At 68.6% G+C, this 23728-nt stretch carries 23 protein-coding genes; 10 read left to right on the forward strand and 13 right to left on the reverse strand.

Annotation, left to right across the window (positions count from 1 at the left end):
• The first annotated feature begins 165 nt into the window (after positions 1-165).
• From hemC to ACZ2IA_RS01130, 4 genes are read left to right on the forward strand one after another with little or no spacing between them, the layout of a single operon-like run.
• Positions 166-1098, forward strand: coding sequence for a hydroxymethylbilane synthase (gene hemC, locus ACZ2IA_RS01115; protein ID WP_470290706.1), 933 nt, complete (start codon positions 166-168; stop codon positions 1096-1098).
• 2 nt (positions 1099-1100) lie between these two features.
• Positions 1101-1853 carry a uroporphyrinogen-III synthase gene (locus ACZ2IA_RS01120; RefSeq protein ID WP_470290707.1) on the forward strand — a complete coding sequence of 251 codons (753 nt, stop codon included), beginning with the start codon at positions 1101-1103 and terminating at the stop codon, positions 1851-1853.
• On the forward strand, positions 1850-2890 hold the full coding sequence (locus tag ACZ2IA_RS01125) for a uroporphyrinogen-III C-methyltransferase (RefSeq protein WP_470290708.1): 1041 nt from the start codon (positions 1850-1852) through the stop codon (positions 2888-2890). The genes ACZ2IA_RS01120 and ACZ2IA_RS01125 overlap by 4 nt, the downstream gene beginning before the upstream one ends.
• Positions 2887-4095, forward strand: coding sequence for a heme biosynthesis HemY N-terminal domain-containing protein (locus ACZ2IA_RS01130; protein WP_470290709.1), 1209 nt, complete (start codon positions 2887-2889; stop codon positions 4093-4095). Before ACZ2IA_RS01125 ends, ACZ2IA_RS01130 begins: the two co-directional genes overlap by 4 nt.
• Positions 4096-4234: 139 nt before the next feature.
• Here the strand turns inward: ACZ2IA_RS01130 and ACZ2IA_RS01135 are convergent, their stop codons facing one another.
• Complete coding sequence (locus ACZ2IA_RS01135) at positions 4235-4942, reverse strand: pseudouridine synthase (protein ID WP_470290710.1); 708 nt, start codon at positions 4940-4942, stop codon at positions 4235-4237.
• A 43-nt stretch (positions 4943-4985) separates the two neighbouring features.
• Positions 4986-6902: a sensor domain-containing diguanylate cyclase gene (locus tag ACZ2IA_RS01140; RefSeq protein ID WP_470290711.1), complete on the reverse strand. Its 1917-nt coding sequence runs from the start codon at positions 6900-6902 to the stop codon at positions 4986-4988.
• Positions 6903-7596: 694 nt separating this feature from the next.
• On the opposite strand from ACZ2IA_RS01140, the gene ACZ2IA_RS01145 reads away from it, so the two are divergent.
• Positions 7597-8091: a GNAT family N-acetyltransferase gene (locus tag ACZ2IA_RS01145; RefSeq protein ID WP_470290712.1), complete on the forward strand. Its 495-nt coding sequence runs from the start codon at positions 7597-7599 to the stop codon at positions 8089-8091.
• A gap of 170 nt (positions 8092-8261) precedes the next feature.
• On the opposite strand, the gene thpR is transcribed toward ACZ2IA_RS01145, so the two are convergent.
• On the reverse strand, positions 8262-9617 hold the full coding sequence (gene thpR / locus ACZ2IA_RS01150) for an RNA 2',3'-cyclic phosphodiesterase (RefSeq protein WP_470290713.1): 1356 nt from the start codon (positions 9615-9617) through the stop codon (positions 8262-8264).
• A 167-nt stretch (positions 9618-9784) separates the two neighbouring features.
• On the opposite strand from thpR, the gene ACZ2IA_RS01155 reads away from it, so the two are divergent.
• Positions 9785-10414, forward strand: a complete 630-nt coding sequence (locus ACZ2IA_RS01155) for a LysE family translocator (RefSeq protein WP_470290714.1) — start codon at positions 9785-9787, stop codon at positions 10412-10414.
• A gap of 100 nt (positions 10415-10514) precedes the next feature.
• On the opposite strand, the gene arsC is transcribed toward ACZ2IA_RS01155, so the two are convergent.
• Both arsC and ACZ2IA_RS01165 read right to left on the reverse strand, forming a co-directional pair.
• A complete protein-coding gene (arsC, locus tag ACZ2IA_RS01160) occupies positions 10515-10865 on the reverse strand; it encodes an arsenate reductase (glutaredoxin) (RefSeq protein WP_470290715.1) in 351 nt (116 codons plus the stop codon).
• A 62-nt stretch (positions 10866-10927) separates the two neighbouring features.
• Positions 10928-11806: a LysR family transcriptional regulator gene (locus ACZ2IA_RS01165; protein WP_470290716.1), complete on the reverse strand. Its 879-nt coding sequence runs from the start codon at positions 11804-11806 to the stop codon at positions 10928-10930.
• Positions 11807-11905: 99 nt separating this feature from the next.
• On the opposite strand from ACZ2IA_RS01165, the gene ACZ2IA_RS01170 reads away from it, so the two are divergent.
• A complete protein-coding gene (locus tag ACZ2IA_RS01170; protein WP_470290717.1) occupies positions 11906-12238 on the forward strand; it encodes a DMT family transporter in 333 nt (110 codons plus the stop codon).
• A 60-nt stretch (positions 12239-12298) separates the two neighbouring features.
• Here ACZ2IA_RS01170 and ACZ2IA_RS01175 read toward each other — a convergent pair whose 3' ends face one another.
• Positions 12299-12544: a DUF2164 domain-containing protein gene (locus ACZ2IA_RS01175; protein WP_470290718.1), complete on the reverse strand. Its 246-nt coding sequence runs from the start codon at positions 12542-12544 to the stop codon at positions 12299-12301.
• A gap of 93 nt (positions 12545-12637) precedes the next feature.
• Entirely contained in the window at positions 12638-14224 is a 1587-nt protein-coding gene (locus tag ACZ2IA_RS01180) for a DEAD/DEAH box helicase (protein ID WP_470290719.1), read from the reverse strand.
• A gap of 546 nt (positions 14225-14770) precedes the next feature.
• Between ACZ2IA_RS01180 and ACZ2IA_RS01185 the strand changes: the two genes are divergently transcribed.
• The gene (locus tag ACZ2IA_RS01185) at positions 14771-15319 is read left to right on the forward strand and encodes a YaeQ family protein (RefSeq protein ID WP_470290720.1); all 549 of its coding nucleotides are present in this window, start codon (positions 14771-14773) and stop codon (positions 15317-15319) included.
• A 101-nt stretch (positions 15320-15420) separates the two neighbouring features.
• Here ACZ2IA_RS01185 and ACZ2IA_RS01190 read toward each other — a convergent pair whose 3' ends face one another.
• The 5 genes from ACZ2IA_RS01190 to ACZ2IA_RS01210 form a co-directional block, all read right to left on the reverse strand.
• Positions 15421-15630, reverse strand: coding sequence for a hypothetical protein (locus ACZ2IA_RS01190; protein WP_470290721.1), 210 nt, complete (start codon positions 15628-15630; stop codon positions 15421-15423).
• Positions 15631-15822: 192 nt separating this feature from the next.
• The gene (locus ACZ2IA_RS01195; protein WP_470290722.1) at positions 15823-16263 is read right to left on the reverse strand and encodes a hypothetical protein; all 441 of its coding nucleotides are present in this window, start codon (positions 16261-16263) and stop codon (positions 15823-15825) included.
• Positions 16264-16268: 5 nt separating this feature from the next.
• Positions 16269-18245 (reverse strand): phosphocholine-specific phospholipase C, encoded by a 1977-nt coding sequence (locus ACZ2IA_RS01200; protein ID WP_470290723.1) that lies wholly within the window; start codon positions 18243-18245, stop codon positions 16269-16271.
• A gap of 239 nt (positions 18246-18484) precedes the next feature.
• Entirely contained in the window at positions 18485-19258 is a 774-nt protein-coding gene (locus tag ACZ2IA_RS01205; protein ID WP_470290724.1) for a DODA-type extradiol aromatic ring-opening family dioxygenase, read from the reverse strand.
• A 106-nt stretch (positions 19259-19364) separates the two neighbouring features.
• Complete coding sequence (locus tag ACZ2IA_RS01210) at positions 19365-19775, reverse strand: DoxX family protein (RefSeq protein WP_470290725.1); 411 nt, start codon at positions 19773-19775, stop codon at positions 19365-19367.
• 126 nt (positions 19776-19901) lie between these two features.
• Here ACZ2IA_RS01210 and ACZ2IA_RS01215 point away from each other — a divergent pair, with 126 nt between their 5' ends.
• Entirely contained in the window at positions 19902-20789 is an 888-nt protein-coding gene (locus tag ACZ2IA_RS01215) for a LysR family transcriptional regulator (RefSeq protein ID WP_470290726.1), read from the forward strand.
• A 530-nt stretch (positions 20790-21319) separates the two neighbouring features.
• Here the strand turns inward: ACZ2IA_RS01215 and ACZ2IA_RS01220 are convergent.
• The gene (locus ACZ2IA_RS01220; RefSeq protein WP_470290727.1) at positions 21320-22171 is read right to left on the reverse strand and encodes a hypothetical protein; all 852 of its coding nucleotides are present in this window, start codon (positions 22169-22171) and stop codon (positions 21320-21322) included.
• A gap of 191 nt (positions 22172-22362) precedes the next feature.
• Here ACZ2IA_RS01220 and ccoG point away from each other — a divergent pair, with 191 nt between their 5' ends.
• The gene (gene ccoG, locus ACZ2IA_RS01225; RefSeq protein WP_470290728.1) at positions 22363-23724 is read left to right on the forward strand and encodes a cytochrome c oxidase accessory protein CcoG; all 1362 of its coding nucleotides are present in this window, start codon (positions 22363-22365) and stop codon (positions 23722-23724) included.
• Positions 23725-23728: the final 4 nt, after the last annotated feature.

The raw sequence follows: 23728 nt of genomic DNA on the forward strand, positions 1-23728 counted from the left end.
CATACCAAGTTCGTGCCACCCCTCCCTTAGCTCGATTTGCTATATATATTTCTTATATATGCCATAAAGCGGCACAAGGCCGTTCGGCCCGTCGCCGAGCGGTCGCTTCACCCCGTGCTAGAATCGGCGCATCCATTGTCTATTCCAATCTACACCCCGCGCATCATGAAGAAACTTGTCATCGCCAGCCGCGAGAGCCGGCTCGCCCTGTGGCAGGCCGAGCACGTCAAGGCCCGCCTCGAGGCGCTCTACCCGGAGTTGAGCGTCGAGATCCTCGGCATGACCACCCAGGGCGACCAGATCCTCGACAAGACGCTATCGAAAATCGGCGGCAAGGGCCTGTTCGTCAAGGAGCTGGAAACCGCGCTGGCCGACGGCCGCGCCGATCTGGCGGTGCATTCCATTAAAGATGTGCCGATGACGCTGCCGGACGGCTTCGAGCTGGCGGCGATCAGCGAGCGCGAAGACCCGCGCGACGCCTTCGTCTGCAACGCCTACGCCAGCCTCGCCGAACTGCCGGCAGGCAGCGTGGTCGGCACCTCGAGCCTGCGCCGCGAGGCGCAGCTGCGCGCGCACTATCCGCAACTGACGGTGAAGCCGCTGCGCGGCAACGTGCAGACCCGACTCGCCAAGCTCGACAACGGCGACTACGACGCGATCATCCTGGCCGCCGCCGGCCTGAAGCGGCTGGAGCTGGCCGACCGGATCCGCGCCGAACTCGACCCGGCCGAGAGCCTGCCCGCCGCAGGCCAGGGCGCGCTCGGCATCGAGATCCGCGCCGACCGCACCGACGTCGCCGCGCTGCTCGCGCCGCTCAACCACCCGGATACCGCCGCCTGCGTCAGCGCCGAGCGGGCGCTGGCACGCGAACTGGGCGGCAGCTGCCAAGTGCCGCTCGGCGCCTACGCCACGCTCTGCGACCGCGCGCTGACGCTGCGCGCGCTGGTCGCCCACCCGGACGGCTCGGTGGTGCTGCGCGCCGAGGCGAGCGCGCCGCTCGAGTACGCCGATGCGCTCGGCCGGGTGGTGGCGAAGAAGCTGATCGATCAGGGCGCGCTGCCGCTGATCGCGGCGGTGCTGGCCGAAGGCGCGCGCTAGCGATGGGCCTCGCCGGCCGCACCGTGCTGGTGACCCGCCCGGCCGCGCTAAGCGCCGCGCTCGCCGCCCGCCTGACCGCCGCCGGCGCCACACCGCTGGCGTTTCCCTTGCTGGAGATCGTGCCGCAGCCCGCGGCGCTGGCCGCGCTGCCGACCTTGGCCGAACGCGCCGACTGGTTGGTCTTCGTCAGCCCGAGCGCGATCGACGTCGCCTGGCCGGCGCTGGCCGAGCGGCCGCTTGCGGCCAAGCTCGCCTGCGTCGGCGCGCCGAGCGCGCGACGCCTCGCGGCGCTGGCCGGTCGCCCGGTGTTGTGCCCGGCCAGCGGCGCGGACAGCGCCGCCTTGCTCACCGAACCGGCGCTGGCCGAGCTCGCCGGCCAGCGGGTACTGATCGTGCGCGGCGTCGGCGGCCGCGCCGAGTTGGCCGAAGGGCTGGCCGCCCGCGGCGCGACGGTCGAGTTCGCCGAAGTGTACCGACGCGTCGACGCCACGCCCGACTGGGCGGCGTTTGACAGCGCGGCGGATGCTGGCACACTGGTAGCCGCCTGCGTCACCTCGACCGAAATCGCCGAGCGCTTATTCAGCTTGGCTGGCCGCCCCCGCGAGGCGACGTTACAATCGCTGCTATACAGCGTGCCGCACGCACGCATCGCCGAACGGCTCGCGCAGCTTGGCGCGCGCCATGTCGTGACAACCCTGGCCGGCGACGACGCACTGGTCGACGGCCTTAGCGAATGGTTCCAACGCCACCCATGAGCGAAACGCAAACCATCGAATCCACTCCCCTCAAGCCCGCGCGGCGCTCGCCGCTGTCGGCCGCGCTGCTGGTTGCGCTGGTCGCGCTCGGCGTGTCCGGCTGGCAGTACTACGACACCCGCCGCGAACTGGCCGACGTGAAACTGGCGCTGGCACAGCGGCTGGCCGAGTCGGGCGGCGCCGCCAAGGAACTGCGCGGCCTGACCGAGCAGGCGCTGTCGACCAGCCGTGCCACCGACGGCAAGCTGGCGGTGATCGAAGCGCGCGTCAACGAGTCGGCCGGCCAGTACGCCACGCTCAATAGCATGTACCAGGAGCTGACCAAGAACCGCTCCGACTGGCTGCTGTCCGAGGTCGAGCACACGCTGGCGGTCGCCAGCCAGCAGCTACAGCTGGCCGGCAACGTGCCGGCGACGATCGCCGCGCTCGAAAGCGTCGACGCCCGGCTCGCCAAATTCGACCGGCCACAGCTGATCAGCGTGAAACGCGCGGTGGCGAAGGACCTGGAAACGCTCAAGGCACTACCCTACCTCGACACGGTCGGCCTGACGGTTAAGATCGACCGGTTGCAACTGGGCGTCGACGCGCTGCCGCTGGCGATCGACCAGCACCGCCTGGCGCCGGGCAAACAGAACGTGCTGCCGGCGCCGGTGGCCGCGTCCGAACCGCTGTGGGAACGCCTGATCGCCGATGTCAGCCGCAGCCTCGGCGAGCTGGTGCACATCCGCCGGATGGACAAGCCCGAAGCGCTGCTATTGTCGCCGGAGCAAGCGTTCTTCCTGCGCGAGAACCTCAAGTTGCGCCTGTTGGACGCCCGTCTCGCGCTGATCCAGCGCGACGGCAACACCTATAATTCCGACGTCGCCGGCGCTGAAAGCTACGTGCTGCGCTACTTCGACCGCGACGCGCCGGCCACACAGAAGTGGCTCGCCACCTTGGCCGAACTGAAGGGCGCGCCGCTCAACGTCGCGCTGCCCGACCTCAACACCAGCCTGAAGGCGGTGCGCGACGCGCAGGGCACGGGAGACCAGCCGTGAAATTCGTGATCTGGATTGTCGGCCTGTTCGCGCTGGCGGTGCTGGTGGGGCTCGCCTCCACCGTCAACACCGGCTACGCCATCCTGTTTCTGCCGCCGTACCGGCTGGAAGTATCATTCAACGCGCTGATCATCGGCGTCCTGCTGTTGATCGTGGTGGTGCATTTCGCGCTGCGGCTGATCGGCCTCGCCGCGCGAATGCCCGAGGAAGTGCGCCGCTTCCAGCGCCAGAAGAAGCTGAAGGCTGCCCGCCACGCGCTGCGCGAGGCCGGCATCGCCTTCTTCGAGGGCCGCTTCCAGCGCGCCGAACGCGAGGCGATCCGCGCCATCGACGACGAGTACAGCGAGGAGAACCGCGCGCTGGCGCTGTTGATCGCGGCGCGCTCCGCCGGTTCGATGCGCGACTACGAGAAGCGCAACCAGTACCTCGCCAAGCTCGACGGCCTGCCGGCGCGGCTGCAGCTGGCGCACCACGTGCTGGAAGCCGAGCTGAAGCTGGACGCCAAGGACGCGCCCGGCGCGCTGGCGGCGATTGAACGCGCCCGGTCGATCTCGCCGAACCTGACCAGTGCGCTGAAGATCGAGCTGCGCATCCGCCTGCTGCAGAAGCAGCCGGACGCGGTGCTGGCGCTGACCGAGAAGCTGTTGAAGTCGGACGCGCTCGACGCCGAACAGGCGCGTCGTTACCGTTTGACCGCCTATCGCCAGCAGCTGGGCTCGCTCACCAGCGGCGCGGAGATCCAGGCCTGGTTCAAGCGCATCCCGGAGGTGGAGCGTGCCAACCCTGACCTGCTGGCCGACGTGGTGGCACGGCTGACTACGCTCGACGACAGCGACCAGGCGGCGACGCTGATCGCGCTGGCGCTCGGCGACGAGGAGCGCGCCACGCCGGAGCTGGCGCAGAAACTCGGCCACCTCGCCGCCTCGCTGTCGCCGGACAAGCGTCTGGCTCTGATGCACGACGCCGAGGGCTGGCTGAAGAGCCGCCCGGACGACCACCTGCTGTTGCTGGCGCTCGGCCGCCTGGCCTTGGCGCAGCATCTGTGGGGCAAGGCGCAGAGTTATCTGGAGGCCAGCCTGTCGCTGACTCCGACGCTGACTGCGCACGCCGAACTGGCGCGGCTGTTCGAGGCCACCGGCAAGGAGAGCGAGGCACACCGCCACGAGACGCAGTGCCTGCGGATGGCGCTGGAGATGGGCTACTGAGCCGTCTGACACAGAGCAAAAACGGGAAGCCGAGGCTTCCCGTTTTTCATGACTGGCCAAGGCGGCCCTAAATCGTTAGCGCCTGTCGGATCAGCGAACTTCCCTATCTACCGGTGCCGGATCGCTCACAGTACAGCGCTCAAAAACCCAACGCCGCCAGCTCCTCGCGGCTCAGCCAGCGCCACTCGCCTTCGGCCAAGTCGCCGAGCCCGACCTCGCCGAGGCTCAGCCGGTGCAGCGCCTCGACCCGGTTGCTGGCGGCGGCGACCATCCTCTTGACCTGGTGGTACTTGCCCTGGGTGATGGTCATATCGATAGTGTGCGCGTCGCGCACGTCGACCGCTTCGGCGACGATCTTCTCGTCGTCGTCCTTCAGGTACACACCCTTCAGCAGCCGGCCAACCAGCTCGTCGTCGGTCGGGTGCTTCAATGTCACCCGGTAGCACTTCGGCACCAGCTTCTTCGGCGATGTCAGCGCGTGGACGAACTGGCCGTCAGTACTCATCAGCAACAGGCCGGTGGTATCGACATCGAGCCGGCCGACCGCGGCAATGCCGAGCGCCTCGAACTGGTACGGCAACAGGTGGAACACACTCGGGTTGTGCAGCGGCCGGTGCGAGGTCTCGTAGCCGCCCGGCTTGTGCAGCATCAGGTAGAGCGGCAGGTCGAGCAGCGGCCAGGCTTCGCCGTCCACCTCGAGCTCGCCGGGACTGGCGGGGTCGACCGGCTGGCGGTAGTCGGCGGCCGGCTCGCCGTCGATCAGCACCAGCCCGGCCTCGATCAGCTTGCGGCATTCCTTGCGACTGCCGAAGCCCTGCTCGTGCAGGAGTCGGTAGAGTTCTTTCATTCGGGCGATGGTAGCACAGCGGCCGGCCCCGCCGCTGGACCGGCTAGGCCCGCTGCTGCTCGGTGCGCAGCAGCGCAACGCCGGTCGGCACCGGCCCGTTGGGAGAGGCCCGGTAGACCCGGTTGCGGCCGTCGGTCTTGGCGGCGTACAGCGCCGCGTCGGCCGCATCGAGCAGGCTTTCCACGTCGATACCGTATTGCGGTGCACAGGCGACGCCGAGCGACAGAGTGATCGACAGCGGCCCATTGGTCGACTGGATCACCAGCTCGGCAACGCCCTGACGCAGCGCCTCGGCCTTGGCGTAACTGATCTCCATCGACGCGCCCGGCAACACCACGATGAATTCCTCGCCGCCGTAGCGGCAGACGATGTCGTCGCTGCGGAAGTGCGAGCGCAGGTACTGGCCGAGCGTGGCGAGCACCATATCGCCGGTCAGGTGGCCGTGGTTGTCGTTGATCTGCTTGAAGTGGTCGGCGTCGAGCATGATCACCCCGACCGGGCGCTGCAGCGCCAACAGGTGCGACAGCGTGCCCGGCAGGGTGCTGTCGAGGTAGCGGCGGTTGAACAGCCCGGTCAGCGGGTCGCGCACCGCCTGCTCGCGCAGACCGTGCTGCAGCTCCTCGATCTCGCTGACGTGGCGGCGCAGCGCGTCGTTGGCGGCCTTCAGGCTGGACTCGAGGCGCTTGCGCTCGCTGATGTCGTTGATGCCGGTGAGTACGCACAGCACGCCGTTGCTCTTGATCACGGTACACGATAGCCAGGCCCAGAAGCGCCGGCCGTAGCCGTCGATCAGTTCGACCTCGCGATCGAGGATAGTGCCCTGGTTGCGCAGGATGCCGGAGATCTGCTCGCGTTCGGTCTCGCTGGCGTAGAACGACTGCACGTAGAGCGGCGAACCCGGCAACAGCTGGTAGTGGAACAGCGCCTCGGCGCGCGGGTTGGCGTACACCACCTGGCCGTCGGACAGCTGATTCATCACCATCGGGAACGGCGCAGCGTCGGCCACCAGTTTGAAGCGTGCCTCGCTTTCGGTCAGCTCGCGGGTGCGCTCGCGCACCTTGTCCTCGAGGTGCTGATTGACGTCGCGCAGGAACAGCGCAGACTCCTCGCGCTCGGCCACCAGTGCGCCGACCACCAAGAGCGCCATCGACTGCACCATCACTAAGGTACCGGTGCACAACAGCGCCTGACGAATCGAGTCGATGTAGAACACCCCGCCGCTTTGCGCGGTGCCGGCGATTGCCACCAGCGCCACCAGCGTCGACAAGAGGTGCGACTGCCAGAGCGGGAAGCGCGCCACCGTCCAGAGCATCGGCAGCAGCAGCAGGAACGACAGCACCGCCAGCTGGCCGCGGCCATCGTGGACCAGCCAGAACAGCACGGTGGCGACCCCCAGCGTGCAGCAGGTCAGGATCAGCCTCTCCAACAGGCGCCACTGCCCCCAGAAGCCGGGGCGTCTAAAGGCATCGAGCACCAACAGCGCCAACGGCGCGAACAGCAGGATGCCGCCGGCGTCGGACAGCCACCAGCGCAGGAACTGGGTGGCGAGGGTCAAGGAGTCACCGCTGCCGGCCAGACCGATCGCCGCGGCACCGCCCAGCGCGGAGATCAGCGAGGACAGCATCGTGCCGCACCACAGGAACGACCAAACGTCGCTCTGGCGCGACAGGCGCAGCGGCGCGCGGTGCAGCCGTCGCAACAGGCTGGCGCCGATCCACGGCCCCAGCGCCGACGTGGCGCCGGCTAGCATCGCCTCCGGCCACGGCAGGCCGGCCTGCTGGAAACTGAGCCAGAATGCGCCGAGCCAGACCCCGGTCAGACCGCGCCCGCCACGCCAGATGAACACCACCAGCGCCAGCGCGGCGGGCGGCCACAGTGGCGCCGGTAACAGCCCCTGCGATGGAAACAGCAGGGTGGCCGCGCATCCGACCAGGGCGTACAGCAGCGCAATAGCGGGCACATCAAGGTGACGAAGTACGATCCCCTCGATCCGCGAAACCGGAAAGTTGAACAGAGTGGAATCCCTTTGTAGTTATTTGCGGCTCGTGTTCAGTCCCGGCCGCTGTCTGATCGTTTATTAGTTTACTCGCCGTTCATGACATATGCTTTGGCATAGTCATAAACAGCGGGCAATGGCATCCCAACCTAATAATCGAATAGCGCGGACATTTCCATCGAAAAATGAACGACTTGGCGTAATAACCGACCGTTCCGTCTAGCCCTGTCGGACCACTGCAACAATCGACAACCGCGGTTGGCACTCCGACAAGCGGCAAGGTGGTAGCGCTGCCGGCCCCCATCGGCGCCGTCCTCGACGAATAACATTTAGATACGCATGTTATTCATTAAATAAATTACATGTCGACTTTTGTAGCATTACGAACCGAAAAAACCGCGGCAAACAGCCCCCATCCCACCGGACAAAAACACCACGCCCCTCGGCTGTAATTGGCGATCAAGGTGTGGGGCACGGCCCGGCCAACCGGCCTGGAGCGTCGCTGACAGAAAGCCGACGTCTTGGCCCAGTGACAGAGCTCGGGCATACCGCAAGGCAGGGCGGCAATGTTGGAAAGGTCGTCAGCGGCGCTTAACGGTTGACGGCGGCTGCGCCACAATGGTCGGCATCTGCAACCAACGCCCTCCCTTGAAGACCCATGAAGCCGATCTTTCGCCTCGCCACCGCCGCCGATCTGCCGGCCATCGTCGCCATCTACAACAGCACCGTCGCCTCGCGTCAGGTCACCGCCGACCTGGAGCCGGTCAGCATCGAGAGCCGACAAGCCTGGTTCGACGCGCACCAGCCGCAGCGGCGCCCGCTGTGGGTACTGGAACGGCAAGGAGAGGTGGTTGGCTGGGCCAGCCTGTCTGACTTCTACGGCCGCCCGGCCTACCAGGCCACTGCCGAGCTCAGCATCTATCTGCGCGAAGACAGTCGCGGCCTGGGCTTGGGACGGCGCCTGCTCGACGAAGCACTCGCCCGCGCGCCCGGGCTGGGCATCGACACGCTGCTCGGCTTCATCTTCGGCCACAACCAGCCGAGCCTGGCGCTGTTCGAGCGCTATGGCTTTAGCCGCTGGGGCGAGCTGTCGCAAGTGGCGGAACTGGACGGGGTGAAGCGCGACCTGATCATCGTCGGTCGGCGGGTGTAAGGGCGGGAAAAACCCGCTCGCCGCAACACGGCTAAGGGCCGCTGACAAAACCCAGCGAAGCGACCCCGGCCAGGCGCACTGCCGCAGACAGTACAAGGCGTACGGCAAGGCAACAACGCCGGGAGGGATCTGTCAGCGGCGCTAAACCGCACGGCGGCGGATCACGACGGCTACCCGCCCGGCACCGACACGATCCAGCCCTCCAGCGGGTCGATGCCGGCCGGCAGGCCGAAGCGCTGGTCACGACGCCGTTCGGCCCACGCCGCCTGGATTAGACACAGTGTGGCGTCGAGCGCGTCGCCGCCGGCGTCGTCGATCAGTTCGGCACGTAGCGCCTCAGGTGCCAACAGGCGCGGCCAGCCGGGCAGGGTGCCCGATTCCAGCGCCGTGACGATGCGGACACGCTCGTCGCGGCGCGCCACGCTCTGCCGTGCCTGCTGATCGCTCTTGTACGAGGCGCGGGTGATCTGCCGGGCGAGGTAGCCGGGGTAGGCCTCCAGCGCGACCCGTTGCGGGTCGCCGCCGGCGAGGCCCGGCACGCTGACCCCGGCCTGCGCCAGACGCGGCGCCCCCTCCAGCAGCATCCACGCCACCGGTGGGTTCACCCACTTCATTGACGGCGACGAGCCGGTTAGCCGGTCGCAGCCGCGGTGGGCGAACTTATGCCCGGCCGGACGCGCGTCGCACCAGGCCTGGAACCGCGATTTGAGGTATGGCCGCGCCTCGTCGGCCGGCAACGCTGCCAGCCACGCCATCAGCGCCGGCCACGTGTTCGGCCATCCTTCCGCCTCGACCAGCGCGCGCGGCAACGAGAACGGGAAATCGAAACCGGCCAGCCAAGGCCCGGGCGTGGCGAGGAACGCCTCGAAGCCGGCCAGAGTAGGGTGGCGCTGCAGCGCCTCCAGCGTACAGACATCGCCTGCCAGCCGCCCGGCCGCGACCACGATCGGCTTCTGCCGGCTCGGTCGGCTGCTGAAGTCGACCCCGTACAAGGGCACGCTCAGCGCCGCACCGGTGAGCGGCCAGCGCGCCAGCTCGCGGTAACTCGGCCCGTGTGGCCCCAGCGTCGACGCGAGCAGTGCCAGATGATCGAGCGGCCAACGCACCGGCGCGACCGGATGGGTACGCATCGTCCGCCGCGCGCGGCGCAGCAGGGTCAGGTGCGGGCGATAGCGCTGGTGCTCCACCGCGAAGCCGGCCGCCGCCAGCTCGCGGCGCAGGCCCTCGACCAAGGCGGTGAGCGGCTCCGACGGTTCGGTCGGTGCCAGCCAGCCGATGCCGTTGTCCCAGCTGCCGACACGGTCGAAACGCAGCGATGACGCCGCCGCCGTGGCGGCGAGCCGGGCGCCGAGCGCGCTCAGCTCGGCCACGCGGTTGTCGTCGACCTCGCCGAGAAAGGCCAGCGTCAGGTGCTGCCGTTCGATCGGTGTGGCCTTGCCGCCGAGTGCCCGCGCCTGCTGACGGCCGAGCCGATCGAGACGGGCCAAGGCGTTGGCCGGTGGCCAGCAGGCGAAGAACAGGCGCATGACGACACCGTAGGCTTAAGGGGAAGAAGGACCATATCGGGCGAGCGGCGCATCGCCAGCCACCCGCAGGAGTGATGGCCTCGGCAGCGGACCGCCCGCCACTTGGCGGCCGAACCCGACCGGGGTTACCGTAGGCGTGTTGCCGGCCCTCATCACAAGGATACGCCATGCTGCTGAGCCTCGACCAAGCCCTGACCTTTCTCGCCGTCGCGATGCTGATCACCGTCTCACCCGGCCCGGACAATCTGATGGTGCTGAGCACCGGCGCCGCGCGCGGCCGCCGCGCCGGCATGGCGTTCGGCCTGGGCTGCGCCACCGGCTGCCTGAACCACACCGTGCTGGCCGCGCTCGGCGTGTCGGCACTGATCGCCGCATCACCAATGGCGTTCACCGCGCTGAAGCTCGCCGGCGGGCTGTACCTGGTGTACCTGGGCGTGCAGGCGATCCGCCACGCTGGCGGCGGCATCGGCCAGGCCCGGGCGGCGGCGTCGCAGCCAGCGTGGGCTCTGTTCCGCAAGGGCCTGATCGCCAATTCGATCAACCCCAAGGTGGTGCTGTTCTTCCTGGCGTTTCTGCCGCAGTTTGTCGACAGCCACGCCGGCCACACCGGCTGGCAGATCGCCCAGCTCGGCGTGCTGTTCACCTTGCAGGCGGCGCTGCTGTTCGGCCTGCTCGGCTACGGTGCCGGCCGGGTCGGCGCCTGGCTGCAGCGCCGCCCCGGCGTCGGCGGCTGGCTCGACCGGCTCGCCGGCACGGTGTTCGTCGGCCTGGGGCTGAAGCTGGTGCTCGGCCGCTGAAGCGTAGAGCCCTGACGTGCAAAGACCGGGTCGCGACCCGGTCTTTTTCATGCCCAAGCCTGGCCGAACGTCTCAGCAGGCGGTTCGGCCAGGCCCGCGACTACGGCAGGATCGCCAGCACGCTTTCCGGCGGCCGGCCGAGCGCCACCTTGTCGCCGACCACTACGATCGGCCGCTCGATCAGCCGCGGGTGCGCCACCATCGCGGCGATCAGCTCGTCGCGGCTCAGCGCCGGGTCGGCCAGGTTCAGCTCGGCGTATTCCGGCTCCTTGAGGCGCATCAGCTCGCGCGGCTCGAGACCGAACCGATCGAGCAATGTGGCGAGCGTCGCCGCATTGGGCGGGGTGAGCAGGTAGTCGACCACGTCGGGGGCGATGCCGCGCGCCTCCAACAGCGCCAGCGTCTCGCGCGACTTGGAACAACGCGGGTTGTGGTAGATGCGAACGGTCATCGGGGCCTCCTGTGAATGGATATCGGCGCGAGTGTACCGGCCGCCGGCCGCGCCGGCCACACTCAGTCGAGCACGCGCGCCAACAGCGCGGTCAGCCGCTCGCCGAGCCAGCGCCCCGCCGGCCCCAGCGGCACGCCGGGCGGCCAGAGCATCTCGACCGGTAGCGGCGACAGCGCCAGCGCCGGACTCGCCAGCTCGACCAGCTGGGTCTCGACGCTCTGGTAGCGGGCGATGTTGAGCGGCAGCACCGCCCAGCCGTGGCCCTGCGCGACCAGTTCGGCGATGCTGTAGAAGCTGTTCGAGCGCCACACCGCCGGGCTGAACGCCTCCTCGGCGGCGGCGTCGCTGTGCAGGATCAGCTGGCGGTGCTGCGCCAGCTCGCGCCGGCCGACTTCGGCCAACTGCGTCAGCGGATGGCCGGCGCCGGCGACCAGCGTCTGCGGCACCGCGCCGATCAAGCGTTGCTCGAGGACCGGGTCGGCCGGCTGGCGACGGAACTGGAATGCCAGATCGGCGCGGCCGCCGGCGACCCAGCCGGCCACCTCGGCCGAGGTGCCGTTGAGCAGCGTCAGCTCCAACGCCGGAAACGCCGCGGCGAGGCCGCCGAGCATCTCGATCAAGGCCGGGTAGGGCAGCGCCTCGTCGAGCGCCAGCGTCAGCCGCGCCTCGGCGCCGCTGGCGAACGCCAGCGCGCGGTTGTCGAGCACCCGGCTCTGCCGCAGCAGCAGCTGCGCCTCGGCCAGCAGCACCCGCCCGGCGTCGGAGAGCACCGGGTTGCGGCGCGAGCGGTCGAACAGCTCGACGCCCAGATCGGCCTCCAGTAGCGCCACGCCGGTGCTGACCACCGACTGCGCCCGACCGAGCTTGCGCGCCGCGGCCGAAAACGAGCCGCACTCTGCTGCCGCGACGAACTGGCGCAGCTGTTCAAGCGTCCATTGCATCGTTATCTATCTGTTTATCAGATGGTTACCATCTTTGGATTATCTGCAAAAGCGATGAAAATGTCCGCATTCGTTAGCGCTATTTGCAGGAGGCTTGTCATGAACGGTTTCATCTACCTTACCATCGCCATCGTCGCCGAAGTGATCGCCACCAGCTCGCTGAAGGCGGCCGACGGTTTCACCCGTGCCGGCCCGAGTGTCGTCGTAGTGATCGGTTACGGCATCGCGTTCTGGATGCTGTCGCTGGTGCTCAAGACCGTGCCGGTCGGCATCGCCTACGCGCTGTGGTCGGGACTCGGCATCGTGCTGGTGACCGTCGCGGCGATGCTGCTGTACGACCAGAAGCCCGACCTCGCCGCCATCGCCGGCATCGTGCTGATCATCGCCGGCGTGCTGGTGCTCAACCTATTTTCCAAGATGAGCGCGCACTGAGGTGAACGCCCGGTTCTGGCAAGGCGCCGGATGCTGCGCCGGGCGCCCCGTTCACCGCGGCTACTGCTCCAACTGCCAAAGATCATCCTGCAGCCGCTCGTAGCGATCGGTGACCACCCGGCGTGCGTCGTCGAGCGCGCGGTTGTAGATCAACGGGCCGAGTTCGGCGGCGATCAGCTCGAGCAACTGCTGCGCCTCGAAACCGCCGAGCTCGAGGTCGAATTCACGCTGCAGCTGCTGTTGCAGCGTCGGTGCCAGCGCGAGGAGCTGGTCGTTGTTCAGCCAGCGGAAAGCGGGGTTTGCCATGACAGGGCTCCGAATCGGGAACGACGACGATCATCGCGCCGCCGCAAGCAAAACGCCCGGCATGACCGGGCGTTGTCGTGTGCGGCGCGCGCCTTAGCGTGGCTTACGCGGCGCGTTGAACAGGGCGGCGGACTGGCTGCGGCCAGCCGGCTTGCCGCGACCCTGGCCCTGCGGCGCGCGGTTGCCGTTCACGTCGGCCCTCTTCGGCGGGACCACGTTGCCGTTCACCTCGCGCTGCTCGGAAGGCGGGCGATTGCCGTTCGGCTCGCCGCGGGCCGCCTGGGCCGGCTTCGGCGCACGACGCGGCTGACCGTTGGCCGAAGCGGCCGGCTGGCTCTTGCCCGGCGCCTTGCCGCGCGGGCCCTGGCCATCCTGGCGTTGCGCCTGGCCCTTGCCGCCACTGCTCTTGCCGGCCGGCTGGTGACTGCCACGCCCCTGCGGCGCACGGCCGTCGGTATGACCCTGGCCGTTGCCGCCGCGACGCTGGCCGCCCTGCGGCTGCTGGCGCCCGCGCAGAATCGGCTCTGGGGCGACGCTCAGGTCGGCCTCGAAACCCGCGATGGTGAACTGCGGCACCGCCTTCTTGATCAGCTTTTCGATGTCCTTCAACAGCTTCAGCTCGTCGACGCATACCAGCGACACCGCTTCGCCGCTCGAACCAGCGCGGCCGGTGCGGCCGATGCGGTGCACGTAGTCTTCCGGCACGTTCGGCAGCTCGAAGTTGACCACGTGCGGCAGCTGGTCGATGTCCAGGCCGCGCGCGGCGATGTCGGTGGCGACCAGCACCTGCAGATCGTTGCCCTTGAAGTCGGCCAGCGCCTTGGTGCGGGCGTTCTGGCTCTTGTTGCCGTGGATCGCCGCGGCCGGGATGCCGCTCTTGTCGAGCTTCTCGGCCAGGCGGTTGGCGCCGTGCTTGGTGCGGGTGAACACCAGCACCTGCTGCCAGCTGCCGTCCTTGATCAGCTGGGTCAAGAGCTCGGTCTTCTTGTCGCGGTCGACCAGGTGCACCTTCTGGTCGACCAGCTCGTTGGCGGTGTTGCGACGCGCCACTTCGACCAGACCAGGATTATCGAGCAGCTTGTCGGCCAGCGTCTTGATCTCGTCGGAGAAGGTCGCCGAGAACAGCAGGTTCTGGCGCTTGGCCGGCAGCATGGCCAGCACCTTCTTGATGTCGTGGATGAAGCCCATGTCGAGCATGCGGTCGGCTTCGTCGAGCACCAGGATGTCGACGCCGGACAGGTCGACGGTCTTCTGGCCGGCGTGATCGAGCAGGCGGCCCGGCGTGGCGACCAGGATGTCGACCGGCTTGCGCAAGGCGGCGATCTGCGGGTTGATGCCGACGCCGCCGAACATCACCATCGATTTGAGCGGCAGGTACTTGCCGTAGGTGCGCACCGATTCCTCGACCTGGGCCGCGAGTTCGCGGGTCGGGGTCAGCACCAGCGCGCGCGGACGGCCGGCGCGCTTGGCCGGCTGCTCGGCCAGGCGATGCAGCAGCGGCAGGGTGAAGCCGGCGGTCTTGCCGGTACCGGTCTGGGCGGCGGCGAGCAGGTCGCCGCCCTGGATCACCAGCGGAATGGCCTGCGCCTGGATCGGCGTGGGCGAGGTGTAACCGGTGTCGGCAACGGCGCGCAACAGTGGTTCGGCCAACCCGAGGTCGGCAAAGTGTAGTTCGGACATTATTCAGTTCCAGCGACGACCCATCGCAGGGTGTGCGATACCAATCGGGGTGTCGGCAGACAGTGGGGAATTCGGTCGGCTTCGTGATGAAGCGGAAGAGTCACGCGCGCCATTGGCAGGACGCGGGAAGCAGGCAGTGTACGATTTTTACCGCGCGAGGAAAAGGCGAACGAACCAATACTGTCGCCGATCGGCACCATAGCCCCCCTTCGCCCGGGCTGGCAGCCCGTCGAGCATGGCGCCCTTTGGCCGTTTGCCAGCGGCTCGCGATGTCGCTGCCGCTGGTTTCGCCGTCCCGCCGCGCCTGGCGGCAACGGGCGCTTGGCGTCTGTTGCCTGCCACCTCGCCGCTGTTGGTGCGACGGTCCTCGGTAGGCCCGGTCGCCGCCGCCTTCTATCGCCGGCTGTTGCGCGACCGGTACTGTTGGCGCGGCTTCCTCTGTTGGCCAAGCGCGACAGCACGACGCCGGGCGGTATCCGGCTGGCCGGGCGCGGCCGGCGCAAAGCCGCTACACTGTCGGCCTTTCGATTCGCAAGGCCCGCCCCCATGGCGCTCAAAGCCACCATCTACAAAGCCGACCTCAATATCGCCGACATGGACCGCGGCTACTACGCCGGCCATAACCTGACCATCGCCCAGCATCCGTCCGAGACGCTGGAGCGGATGATGCTGCGCCTCGTGGCGTTCGCGCGCCACGCCAGCGAGACGCTCGCGTTCACCAAGGGCCTGTGCGCCGACGACGAGCCGGAACTGTGGCAGAAGAACTATTCGGACGAGATCGAGCTGTGGGTGGATCTGGGCGAGCCGGATGAGAAGCGGCTGAAGAAGGCCTGCGCGCGCGCCGAACAGGCGGTGCTGTACAGCTACGGCGGCCGCGCCGCCGAGGTGTGGTGGCCGCAGATCGCCGGCAAGCTCGACCGGCTCGACAACCTGACGGTGTGGGGCGTCGCCCCGGCGACGTTGGCCGAACTGGTTGAGCTGGTCGAGCGCAGCATGCAGCTGACCGTCACGGTGCAGGACGGCCAGATGTGGGTCGCCGACGCCAGCCGCAACGTGCTGGTCGAGTTCGAGCGGCTGAAGGAAGCGAAGCACTGAGACGTCGTACTCACCGCGCTAAAAACCGGGTCACTCGACCCGGTTTTTTTTTGCGCGTCCACCCCCGTCAGCAGCGTCGAGCCGGGCTCGTCACGCCGCCCTCACGCCCGGCTCCCGTGCAGCCAGGCCCACACGCGCCGGAGCAGCTCGGCCGGCATCGGCCGTTTCAGGCCAGCGGCCGCGTCGGCCCAGAAGCGCGACAACAGCAGCCGGCGTTCGGCCAGCAACAGGCGATTGAGTGGCAAATTATCTGCCGGGTCGACCGGCAGATCGGGGCGGGACAACCGCGGGGAGTGGTGCCAGGGGCTCATCGCCAACACCTCCAGAAGGACAACGCATCGCGAAGCCGCCGCGTGACGGCAGTCTTGTTCTGGATTAATGCTAGGTTTCCCGGCGTAAAAAAACGGCCAATTTAATTGTCAGCCGCATAAAGAACCCATAAAAACCGCGCTGGCAATGCAAAGGGTTGGCCGAAGCCAACCCTTGGGGGATGCCGGAACCGCTCAGTTGCCGTTCGGCGCAACTAGCGCGGTCCTGAGCGGCGGCGCGCCGTCCGGCACGGCCACCGCCCCGGTTAGCCGCAGCTCGCGGCGGGCCCCATCGCAGGCGAGCTCGACCCGGTCGGCGTCGACGCGGTTGAGTCGCAGCGGCCCGTCGAGCGACTGGCCGGCGCTCAAGGTGCGCGGCGGCCGGCCGGGCGCCCACAGCTGCGCGCGAATAGGCCGGCCGCCGGCGTCGCGCTCGACATTGAGCAGCGACCAGCGCGCCAGCATCACCGGCGCGCACAGCGCGGCGACGACGGCGCCATCGTTGGCCGTCGGAGCGACCGATGCCGACTGGGTCGCCACGCGCAGCGGCGGCTGCGGCGCGGCGGTGTCCAGCTGCCAGGCCACCCCGACGGCCAGCCCGGTCAACGCCAGCGCGGCGACGATCAGCGCGCGCATCGCCGTCACCAACGCTGCACCGGCGGACGCGACACGCCCGGGGCGCCTTCGACGTGGCCGGCCAGCGACTGGTAGAACACGCTGGAGTCGGCCAGCGTGATGCCGTAATCGTACCAGTCCTGCTCGGTCGGGAACGACTGCGTGACGCTCTGGCCACCCGGCACGCTGACGGTCCAGCTGCGCGTCGCGCTATTGTCGCCGTTGCGCTGCAGCACGGTGAAGCTCACCGCCTGGCTGCCGCCGTTGCTGAACGCGATCGACACCGGCTGGCCGACGCCGTTGGTGGACAGCACCACGCTCGGCTCCTGCAGACCGTTCACCGCACGGGCGTTCAGGTAGCCGCGGAAGCGGCGGAAGAACTGGCCCGGGCCGTGCAGTTCGAGGTCGTAGTAACCGTTGCCATACTTCACCGCGCTGAAGTAGTCCTTACCGCTGGCGCCGGAAGCGACGCTGTAGTACCACGGCCCGTCGGTGCGATAGGTATCGGCGTTGATCTGCAGCGCCGCGCCCTTGGCGCCGGCGTTCTTCCAGTTGACCCAGACCCGGCCGGCGGCCAGGTCCTGCGTCAACCAGCAGTCGAGCCCGTACGGCTGCACCCGCAGCGGCTTCTGGCCGGCCTCCTGCGGCGGCTGCACCGGGGTGCCGGTCGGCGCGGTCGGCGTCGGCAGGTTCTTGCACTGCAGATCGGCGGCGCTCGCCAGCGCCGCGGTGTCGGGCAGGGTCGGGAAGCTCGCATCCGACACGCTGAAGTCGAAGCACGAGGTCAGGTCGCCGCACACCTGGCGGCGCCAGGCGCTGATGTTCGGCTCGGCGACGCCGGTCCATTTCTCGAGGAATTGCAGCACCGAGGTGTGATCGAACACCTCGCTCGCGACCCAGCCGCCGCGACTCAACGGCGAGCAGACGATGGTCGGGATGCGCTGGCCCAGGCCGATCGCGGTGCCGTTGACGAACTCGCCAGCGGTGCCGGCCGGCGGCACCGGCGGGGCCACGTGGTCGAAGAAGCCGCCGTTCTCGTCGTAGGTGAGGATGAACACGGTCTTCTGCCACACTGCCGGATTGCTTGCCAGCGCCTGCAGGTACTGGCTGACGTAGTTGGCACCCTTGTTCGGCGCGTAGTACGGGTGCTCGGACAGCCCGGCCGGCGCGATCACCCACGACACCGCAGGCAGTCGGTCGCCCGCGACGTCGGCGGCGAAGTCGGCCGGCACGCGGCGCTGCATGCCGTTGACGTAGAGCGGCGAGCCGGCCGGCGCGTTCTTGAAGTTGGCGAACCAGGCGAGCGCGTTGTCGTCGTAGTTGTCCTGCTCCTGGTAGACGCGCCAGCTGATGCCGGCCGCCTGCAGCCGCTCGGCGTAGGTGGTCCAGGTGAAGCCGGCCGCCGGCTCGGTGTTGTCGATGATCGGGCCGCCGTACTGGCCGGCGGCGTCGATGCTGCCGCTCATCATGTAGAGACGGTTGGGGTTGGTCGAGCTGAGCGTCGAACAGAAGAACTGGTCGCAGACGGTGAACGAATCGGCGAGCGCGTAGTGCCAGGGGATATCGGCGCGGGCGAGATAGCCCATCGCGTAGCTGCCGTGCGCGCCGATCCAGTTGTCGAGCCGGCCGCGGCTCCAGCTGCTGTGCATCGCGTTCCAGTCGTGCGAGATGTCCTGCACGCAGTGGCCGGAGGTGACTTTGGAGTCGAGGTGCCAGGGCGCGAGCTGGCCGGTGCCGTTCTTCTGGAAGAACACCGAGCGACTGCCGGCGCCCTGGATCAGCAAGGGGTGATCGTCGGCGAAGCCCTGCACGCCGCGCATCGCGCCGAAGTAGTGGTCGAACGAACGGTTCTCCTGCGAGAAGATCACCACGTGCGCGATCGAGCCGAGCGTGCCGGACTGCGCCGGCGCGGCCAGCGCCTGTTGCAGGGCCGGCGGCAACAGCGACGCGCCGGCCAAGGCACCTGCGCCCTTGATGAATTCACGACGATTGATACGGGACATCCACGACTCCTGAGGGCTAGCTATCGAGGGCAACACGGACAGTGCGCCCATTCTTTTGGCATGCCGGCCACTCTAGGAAGTCGCGGTGACGCCCGCATGACGGAATCGCTGCAGCCTCGCGTCGCCGCAATGAAACGTCACACAGGCCTACGGCATGGATATGGCCCATCGACTACGGCGAGCGGACGCAAAAAAGGTTGGCCGAAGCCAACCCTTCCTCACTACCGTCTACAACCGTGTCAGCCGAACGCCAGCGCGTCCATCGCCACCGAGCGGTGCTCGACGCCGGCGTGGAACAGCGTCGAGTCACGGCCGCCGGCGCCCAATGCAAAGAACAGCGGCAGCAGGTGCTCGTCGGTCGGGTGGTTCTCCTCCGCGAACGGCGCGCGGGTCTTCCAGGCGAGCAGCGCGTCGATGTCGCCTTCGGCCAGACGCGCGAGCATCCAGTCGCGGAACTCGCTCACCCAGGCCGGCACCTCGGCGTCGTTCCACGCCACCTCGTAGAGGTTGTGCGTGAGGCTGCCCGAGCCGATCAAGAGCACGCCGTCGTCGGCAAGCCCGGCGAGCGCCTTACCCAGCGCGTAGTGCGCGGCGGCATCGGCGCGCGGCAGCACCGACAGCGCGACCACCGGCACGTCGTGCTCAGGGTACATCGCCAACAGCGGCACCCAGGCGCCGTGATCGAGGCCGTCGCGGTGGTCCGGCTCGACCGTGATGCCGGCGGCGGCGAGCCGCTCCCGCACCGCGACAGCCACCTCTGCGTCGCCCGGCGCCGGGTACGACAGCTGATACAGCTCGGCCGGGAAGCCGCGGAAGTCGTGCACGGTGCGCCACTCGTCAACGCTCGTCACCGTCGGCGCCAGCGCCGGACGGTGCGCCGACAGCATCACCACCGCGCGCGGCACCGGGTGGCGGGCCGCCCAGTCGCGCCAGGCGGCCGGCGCCGGCGAGCCGTCGATCAGCACCGACGGGCCGCCGTGCGACAGGAACAGACTCGGAAAACGCGTGCTCATGGTGAACTCCTTGCTGGGGCGCGGCGCCCTGGTCGGGACGCCGCGCGGGTCATCGTTACTCTAGTCTGGCACCGCCGACACGAGTCGGCGGTGATCATCGTGGCGCTTACTTCGCCTGGCGGCCCAGCGGCTTGATCGCGAACGCGCCGTCGCCGAGCAGCGCCACGGTCAGCGCCGCCACCACCAGGAAGGCCGGGTATTCCCAGCCGCCGCCCTGATTGGTGAACGACCAGCCGTTGTGCGCGTGGCCGAGAATGGTGGCGCCGAGCAGCAGCGGGATCAGCAGCGCGGCGATCTGCCGGCCAGCGACGCCGAGGATCAGCAGCAGGCCACCGCCGATTTCGGCCAACATCGTCAGGTAGGCGAGCGGCGCCGGCAGCCCCAGCGAGGCGAAGTAGCCGACCGTGCCGGCCGGGGTGAACACGAACAGCTTGGTCAGGCCGTGCGCCAGGAACATCATGCCGAGCGACAGGCGCAGGACGAAGGCGGCGTAAGGAGCGGTGCGTTGGTCGATCATGATGGTCTCCGTGGATGGGTCGTGCCGTATCGGCATGTCGCCATTAAAGACCATTGCCCACCCGCCAATAAACACCGAAAAATGCAGTAAATTGCTGCTTATCCGGAAACAGTTGGGAGCAGGAGGATGGACCTCGTCAACGCGATGCGGGTATTCCACGCGGTGGCCGACAGCGGCAGCTTCACCGCCGCCACCGAGCGGCTGCAGCTGTCGCGCGGCATGGCGACCAAGTACGTCAACTGGCTGGAGCGCCACCTCGGCACCCGGCTATTGCAACGCACCACCCGGCGGCTAGCGCTGACCGAGGCCGGGCGCGACTATCTGGCGCGGGTCGCGGTGATCCTGGCGCAGATCGACGAGGCGGAAGCGGTGGCGAGCCAGACCAGCGTCGAGCCGACCGGCAAGCTGAAGCTCAACGCGCCGCTGGCGTTCGGGCTGCGCCATCTGGGCGGGCTGATCGCCGAATTCCGCCAACGCTACCCCAAGGTGGCGGTCGAGCTGGAGCTGACCGACCGGCGCATCGATATGCTGGAAGAGGGGGTGGACCTGGTGCTGCGGATCAGCGACAAACCGGCCGACAGCACGCTGGTCGCCAAACCGTTGGCACCGATCCGGGTGGTGGTGTGCGCGGCACCAAGTTATCTGGAGCAGCACGGCACGCCGGCCACGCCGGAGGGACTGGCGCGCCACGAGTGCCTGCTCTACACGCTGAGCCAGCCGGCCGACCGCTGGGCGTTCGGCCCGGAGCGGGTGGTGACGGTGCACGGCGGCTTTGCCGCCAACAACGGCGACGTGCTGCTCGACGCGGCGCGCCACGGCCTCGGCATCATCCACCAGCCGACCTTCCTGGTCGGCGACGACCTGAAGAGCGGTCGGCTGGTCGAGATCCTCGCCGACTACCCGCTGCCGACGCTGCAGCTCTACGCACTTTACCCGCACCGCCAGCACCTGCCGCGCAAGGTGCGGGTGCTGCTGGAGTTCCTCGAGGCGCACTTCGCCGGCCGGGAGCCGTAACACACCGAAAAAGGCTCATGGGAACCGGGTTTGGGCTGCGGCTTTGTCGGTCTCACCGACCGGCGACCTACTTTATAAGGTTGGCCGAAAGGTTGCTGACCAAATGGCAGCAGGCTCGACCAAGCGATGCACCCGATCTTTCTTCCCTGCTCCTCTGCCGCCACAATCGACCTGCCATCCCCCTTCTGCGCTGCCGAGTGACCGGCAAGCGGCCAGGTTTTAAGCCGCCGCCTGTTCGAGCGGGCGGACGTTAGCCGCCCGCGAGTTCGGTGGCGCCTGGCCGCTTGTCGGGCGCGAGGGAAGCCGCAGGCCAGCGCGGTGGGGTCGCCTTCTTTTGGTTCCTTTTCTGGCGAGACAAGAAAAGGAACTCGCCGGTCGGGCGAGACCGACAACGCCGCAGCCCGAACGAATGCTTGCTACGGCGTTCACCTCAATTCCGCGAAGAACCATAAAAAAACGGCGGCCCGAGGGCCGCCGACTGGACGGGTGGTCGTCACCCCTCGGGTGAACTCAGGCGCGCACCGACACGTTCAAGGCACCGCGCTCACCCCGCCGATCGCACCGGCCGCGCCCTGGCTGCTCGCCTGGCCGAGCTGCTCGGCGATGTTCTGCGCCACCTGGGTCAGCTCCTGCGCCTTCTTCAGGTCCTCGCTGTTCTTGAGCCGGCCCTTCACCAGCGCCAGCAGCGCCTTGAGCTTGCGCACCGCGTCCTGGACCAGCTCGGCGTCGGCGCCACCCTGCTTACCGGACCCGCCGTCCTGCTTCTTTTCCGGCTCCTGCTGCTTCTCGGCCTCGGCCTGCGTGGTCGACACCGGGCCGGCCTGGTCGGCCGCCTGCTCCGCCGTCGCCCCCTCGGCCGGCGCGTCGGGCGAGGCATCGACCGGAGTGGCTGCCGCCGTCACGGCGACGCTGGCGCTCTGCGCCGCCTTGGCGCCGTCTGCCGCGGCCGGCCCTGTCGCCGCGACCGGCCGCACGGCGGACTGGCCCGCGCCGAAGCCGCCACCGCCGCTGCCTTCGCCCAGCACCGAGGCCGCCTGCTTCAGCTCCTGCGCGATCTGCTTCAACTGCGCCGCGAGCGCCTTGGCCTCACGCGGACCGAGACCGGCCAGCATCGTGCGCAGCATCTCAATCTGCTTCTTCAGCTGCTGGATCTTGGCGCGCGCGGCGCTCTTGCGCTGCGCGGTGGTGTCGATGCGCGGCGCGCTCTGCAACTGCTGCAGCAGCGACTGGTCCTTCTTCTGCTTGGCCTTGGCCTTGTCGCTGATCGACACCTTTTCCTGGTCGAGCGCGGCGAGCAGGGTGGTGCTCGGGGTGGCGACGCCGAGCGGGCTGAGCGTGCCGGTAGGCGCCGCCTGGCCTGCGCCGAGTGGAGTTGTCTTCATCGGGGTTTCCTGTAGTAGCCAAATCTTATTGAGGCTATCGGCCGGCCTACTCCAAGGTTGAGCGCGGCGCCGACCAACGGTTCCACGTGGAACCCGGCCGGCTGTGCTCCTGTTTTGCCGCCTCGCTGTGTCTTTGCGCGCCGCACCATGCTGCCTAGCATCGAGCCATCCCTTTGCACCACGAGGCGGCGATGAGCACGCAAGCGATTCCGATCAAGATCTACCCACGGCTGACCCGCGGCCGTTTCAACAACTGGCGGGTGCTGACGGTGCTGGCGACGCAGCTGGTCTATTTCGGCCTGCCCTGGCTCACCTGGCACGGCCGCCAGGCGGTGTGGTTCGACCTGCCGGGCAGCCAGCTGCACCTGTTTGGGCTGACGCTGTGGCCGCAGGACTTCGTTTATCTGGCGGCGCTGCTGATCTTCTGTGCGATCGCGCTGTTCTGGTGGACCGCGATCGCCGGGCGGGTCTGGTGCGGCTTCTCCTGTCCGCAGACGGTGTACACGGAGATCATGCTGTGGATCGAGCGCTGGGTGGAGGGGCCGCCGCGCGCGCGTCAGGCGCTCGACGCAGCGCCGTGGTCGCTACGCAAGCTGCGCATCAAGGGCAGCTCGCACGGCCTGATGATCGCGCTCTCGCTCGCGACCGGCGTCACGCTGGTCGGCTACTTCGTGCCGATCCGCGGCGTGGCGGCGGCGCTGCCCTCCGGTGCGCTGTCGGGCTGGCAGTGGTTCTGGCTGCTGTTCTACGCCGGCTTCACCTATCTGTTGGCCGGCCGGCTGCGCGAGAGCGTCTGCAAGCATATGTGCCCGTACGCGCGCTTCCAGGGGGTGATGTTCGACCCGGACACGCTGGTGGTGTCGTACGACGCCGCCCGCGGCGAGCCGCGCGGTGCGCTGCGCAAGAGCGCGCCGGCCACCGTGCGTGGCGACTGCGTCGACTGCGGGCTGTGTGTGCAGGTATGCCCGACCGGCATCGACATCCGCGCCGGCCTGCAGTACGAGTGCATCGGCTGCGCCGCGTGCATCGACGCCTGCGACACGGTGATGGACAAGATCGGTGCGCCGCGCGGGCTGATCCGCTTCGCCACCGAGAACGCGCTATCCGGCAAGGCCGCCGAGCGCGGCATCGGCCGGCGGGTGCTGCGGCCGCGGGTGATGGTGTATTCGGCGCTGATGCTGCTGGTCTTGGCCGCCAGCGTGACGATGCTGGCGCTGCGCACGCCGTTCCGCGTCGACGTGCTGCGCGACCGCGCCTTTCTGGTCAGGGAAACCGCGGACGGCTGGCTGGAGAACGGCTACACGCTGCGGCTGGTGAACACCCAGGGCACGGCGCAGCAGGTGACGCTGGCGGTCGACGGGCTACCTGGAATCAGGTTGGCCGAAGCGCCGGTGCTGACGCTGCCGCCACAGGCGACCCGTACCGTAGAGCTGCGTGTACAGGCCAGCCCCGAGGCGGCCGGTAGCGGCAGCCACCCGATCCGCTTCACCGTGCGTTCGCTGACCCAACCGAGCCTGCGCCACAGCGAAGACTCGCGTTTCATCGGCGAATAGCCGC

The organism is Crenobacter sp. CS_VA4 (genome assembly GCF_055597485.1).

Coding starts and splice junctions, on each gene's coding strand:
- arsC (WP_470290715.1), bottom strand. CDS start 10,865: ATGACCGTTCGCATCTACCACAACCCGCGTTGTTCCAAGTCGCGCGAG.
- ACZ2IA_RS01215 (WP_470290726.1), top strand. CDS start 19,902: ATGGACCTCGTCAACGCGATGCGGGTATTCCACGCGGTGGCCGACAGC.
- ACZ2IA_RS01220 (WP_470290727.1), bottom strand. CDS start 22,171: ATGAAGACAACTCCACTCGGCGCAGGCCAGGCGGCGCCTACCGGCACG.
- ACZ2IA_RS01200 (WP_470290723.1), bottom strand. CDS start 18,245: ATGTCCCGTATCAATCGTCGTGAATTCATCAAGGGCGCAGGTGCCTTG.
- hemC (WP_470290706.1), top strand. CDS start 166: ATGAAGAAACTTGTCATCGCCAGCCGCGAGAGCCGGCTCGCCCTGTGG.
- ACZ2IA_RS01175 (WP_470290718.1), bottom strand. CDS start 12,544: ATGGCAAACCCCGCTTTCCGCTGGCTGAACAACGACCAGCTCCTCGCG.
- ccoG (WP_470290728.1), top strand. CDS start 22,363: ATGAGCACGCAAGCGATTCCGATCAAGATCTACCCACGGCTGACCCGC.
- ACZ2IA_RS01210 (WP_470290725.1), bottom strand. CDS start 19,775: ATGATCGACCAACGCACCGCTCCTTACGCCGCCTTCGTCCTGCGCCTG.
- ACZ2IA_RS01135 (WP_470290710.1), bottom strand. CDS start 4,942: ATGAAAGAACTCTACCGACTCCTGCACGAGCAGGGCTTCGGCAGTCGC.
- thpR (WP_470290713.1), bottom strand. CDS start 9,617: ATGCGCCTGTTCTTCGCCTGCTGGCCACCGGCCAACGCCTTGGCCCGT.
- ACZ2IA_RS01155 (WP_470290714.1), top strand. CDS start 9,785: ATGCTGCTGAGCCTCGACCAAGCCCTGACCTTTCTCGCCGTCGCGATG.
- ACZ2IA_RS01125 (WP_470290708.1), top strand. CDS start 1,850: ATGAGCGAAACGCAAACCATCGAATCCACTCCCCTCAAGCCCGCGCGG.
- ACZ2IA_RS01205 (WP_470290724.1), bottom strand. CDS start 19,258: ATGAGCACGCGTTTTCCGAGTCTGTTCCTGTCGCACGGCGGCCCGTCG.
- ACZ2IA_RS01185 (WP_470290720.1), top strand. CDS start 14,771: ATGGCGCTCAAAGCCACCATCTACAAAGCCGACCTCAATATCGCCGAC.
- ACZ2IA_RS01195 (WP_470290722.1), bottom strand. CDS start 16,263: ATGCGCGCGCTGATCGTCGCCGCGCTGGCGTTGACCGGGCTGGCCGTC.
- ACZ2IA_RS01180 (WP_470290719.1), bottom strand. CDS start 14,224: ATGTCCGAACTACACTTTGCCGACCTCGGGTTGGCCGAACCACTGTTG.
- ACZ2IA_RS01190 (WP_470290721.1), bottom strand. CDS start 15,630: ATGAGCCCCTGGCACCACTCCCCGCGGTTGTCCCGCCCCGATCTGCCG.
- ACZ2IA_RS01170 (WP_470290717.1), top strand. CDS start 11,906: ATGAACGGTTTCATCTACCTTACCATCGCCATCGTCGCCGAAGTGATC.
- ACZ2IA_RS01165 (WP_470290716.1), bottom strand. CDS start 11,806: ATGCAATGGACGCTTGAACAGCTGCGCCAGTTCGTCGCGGCAGCAGAG.
- ACZ2IA_RS01145 (WP_470290712.1), top strand. CDS start 7,597: ATGAAGCCGATCTTTCGCCTCGCCACCGCCGCCGATCTGCCGGCCATC.
- ACZ2IA_RS01120 (WP_470290707.1), top strand. CDS start 1,101: ATGGGCCTCGCCGGCCGCACCGTGCTGGTGACCCGCCCGGCCGCGCTA.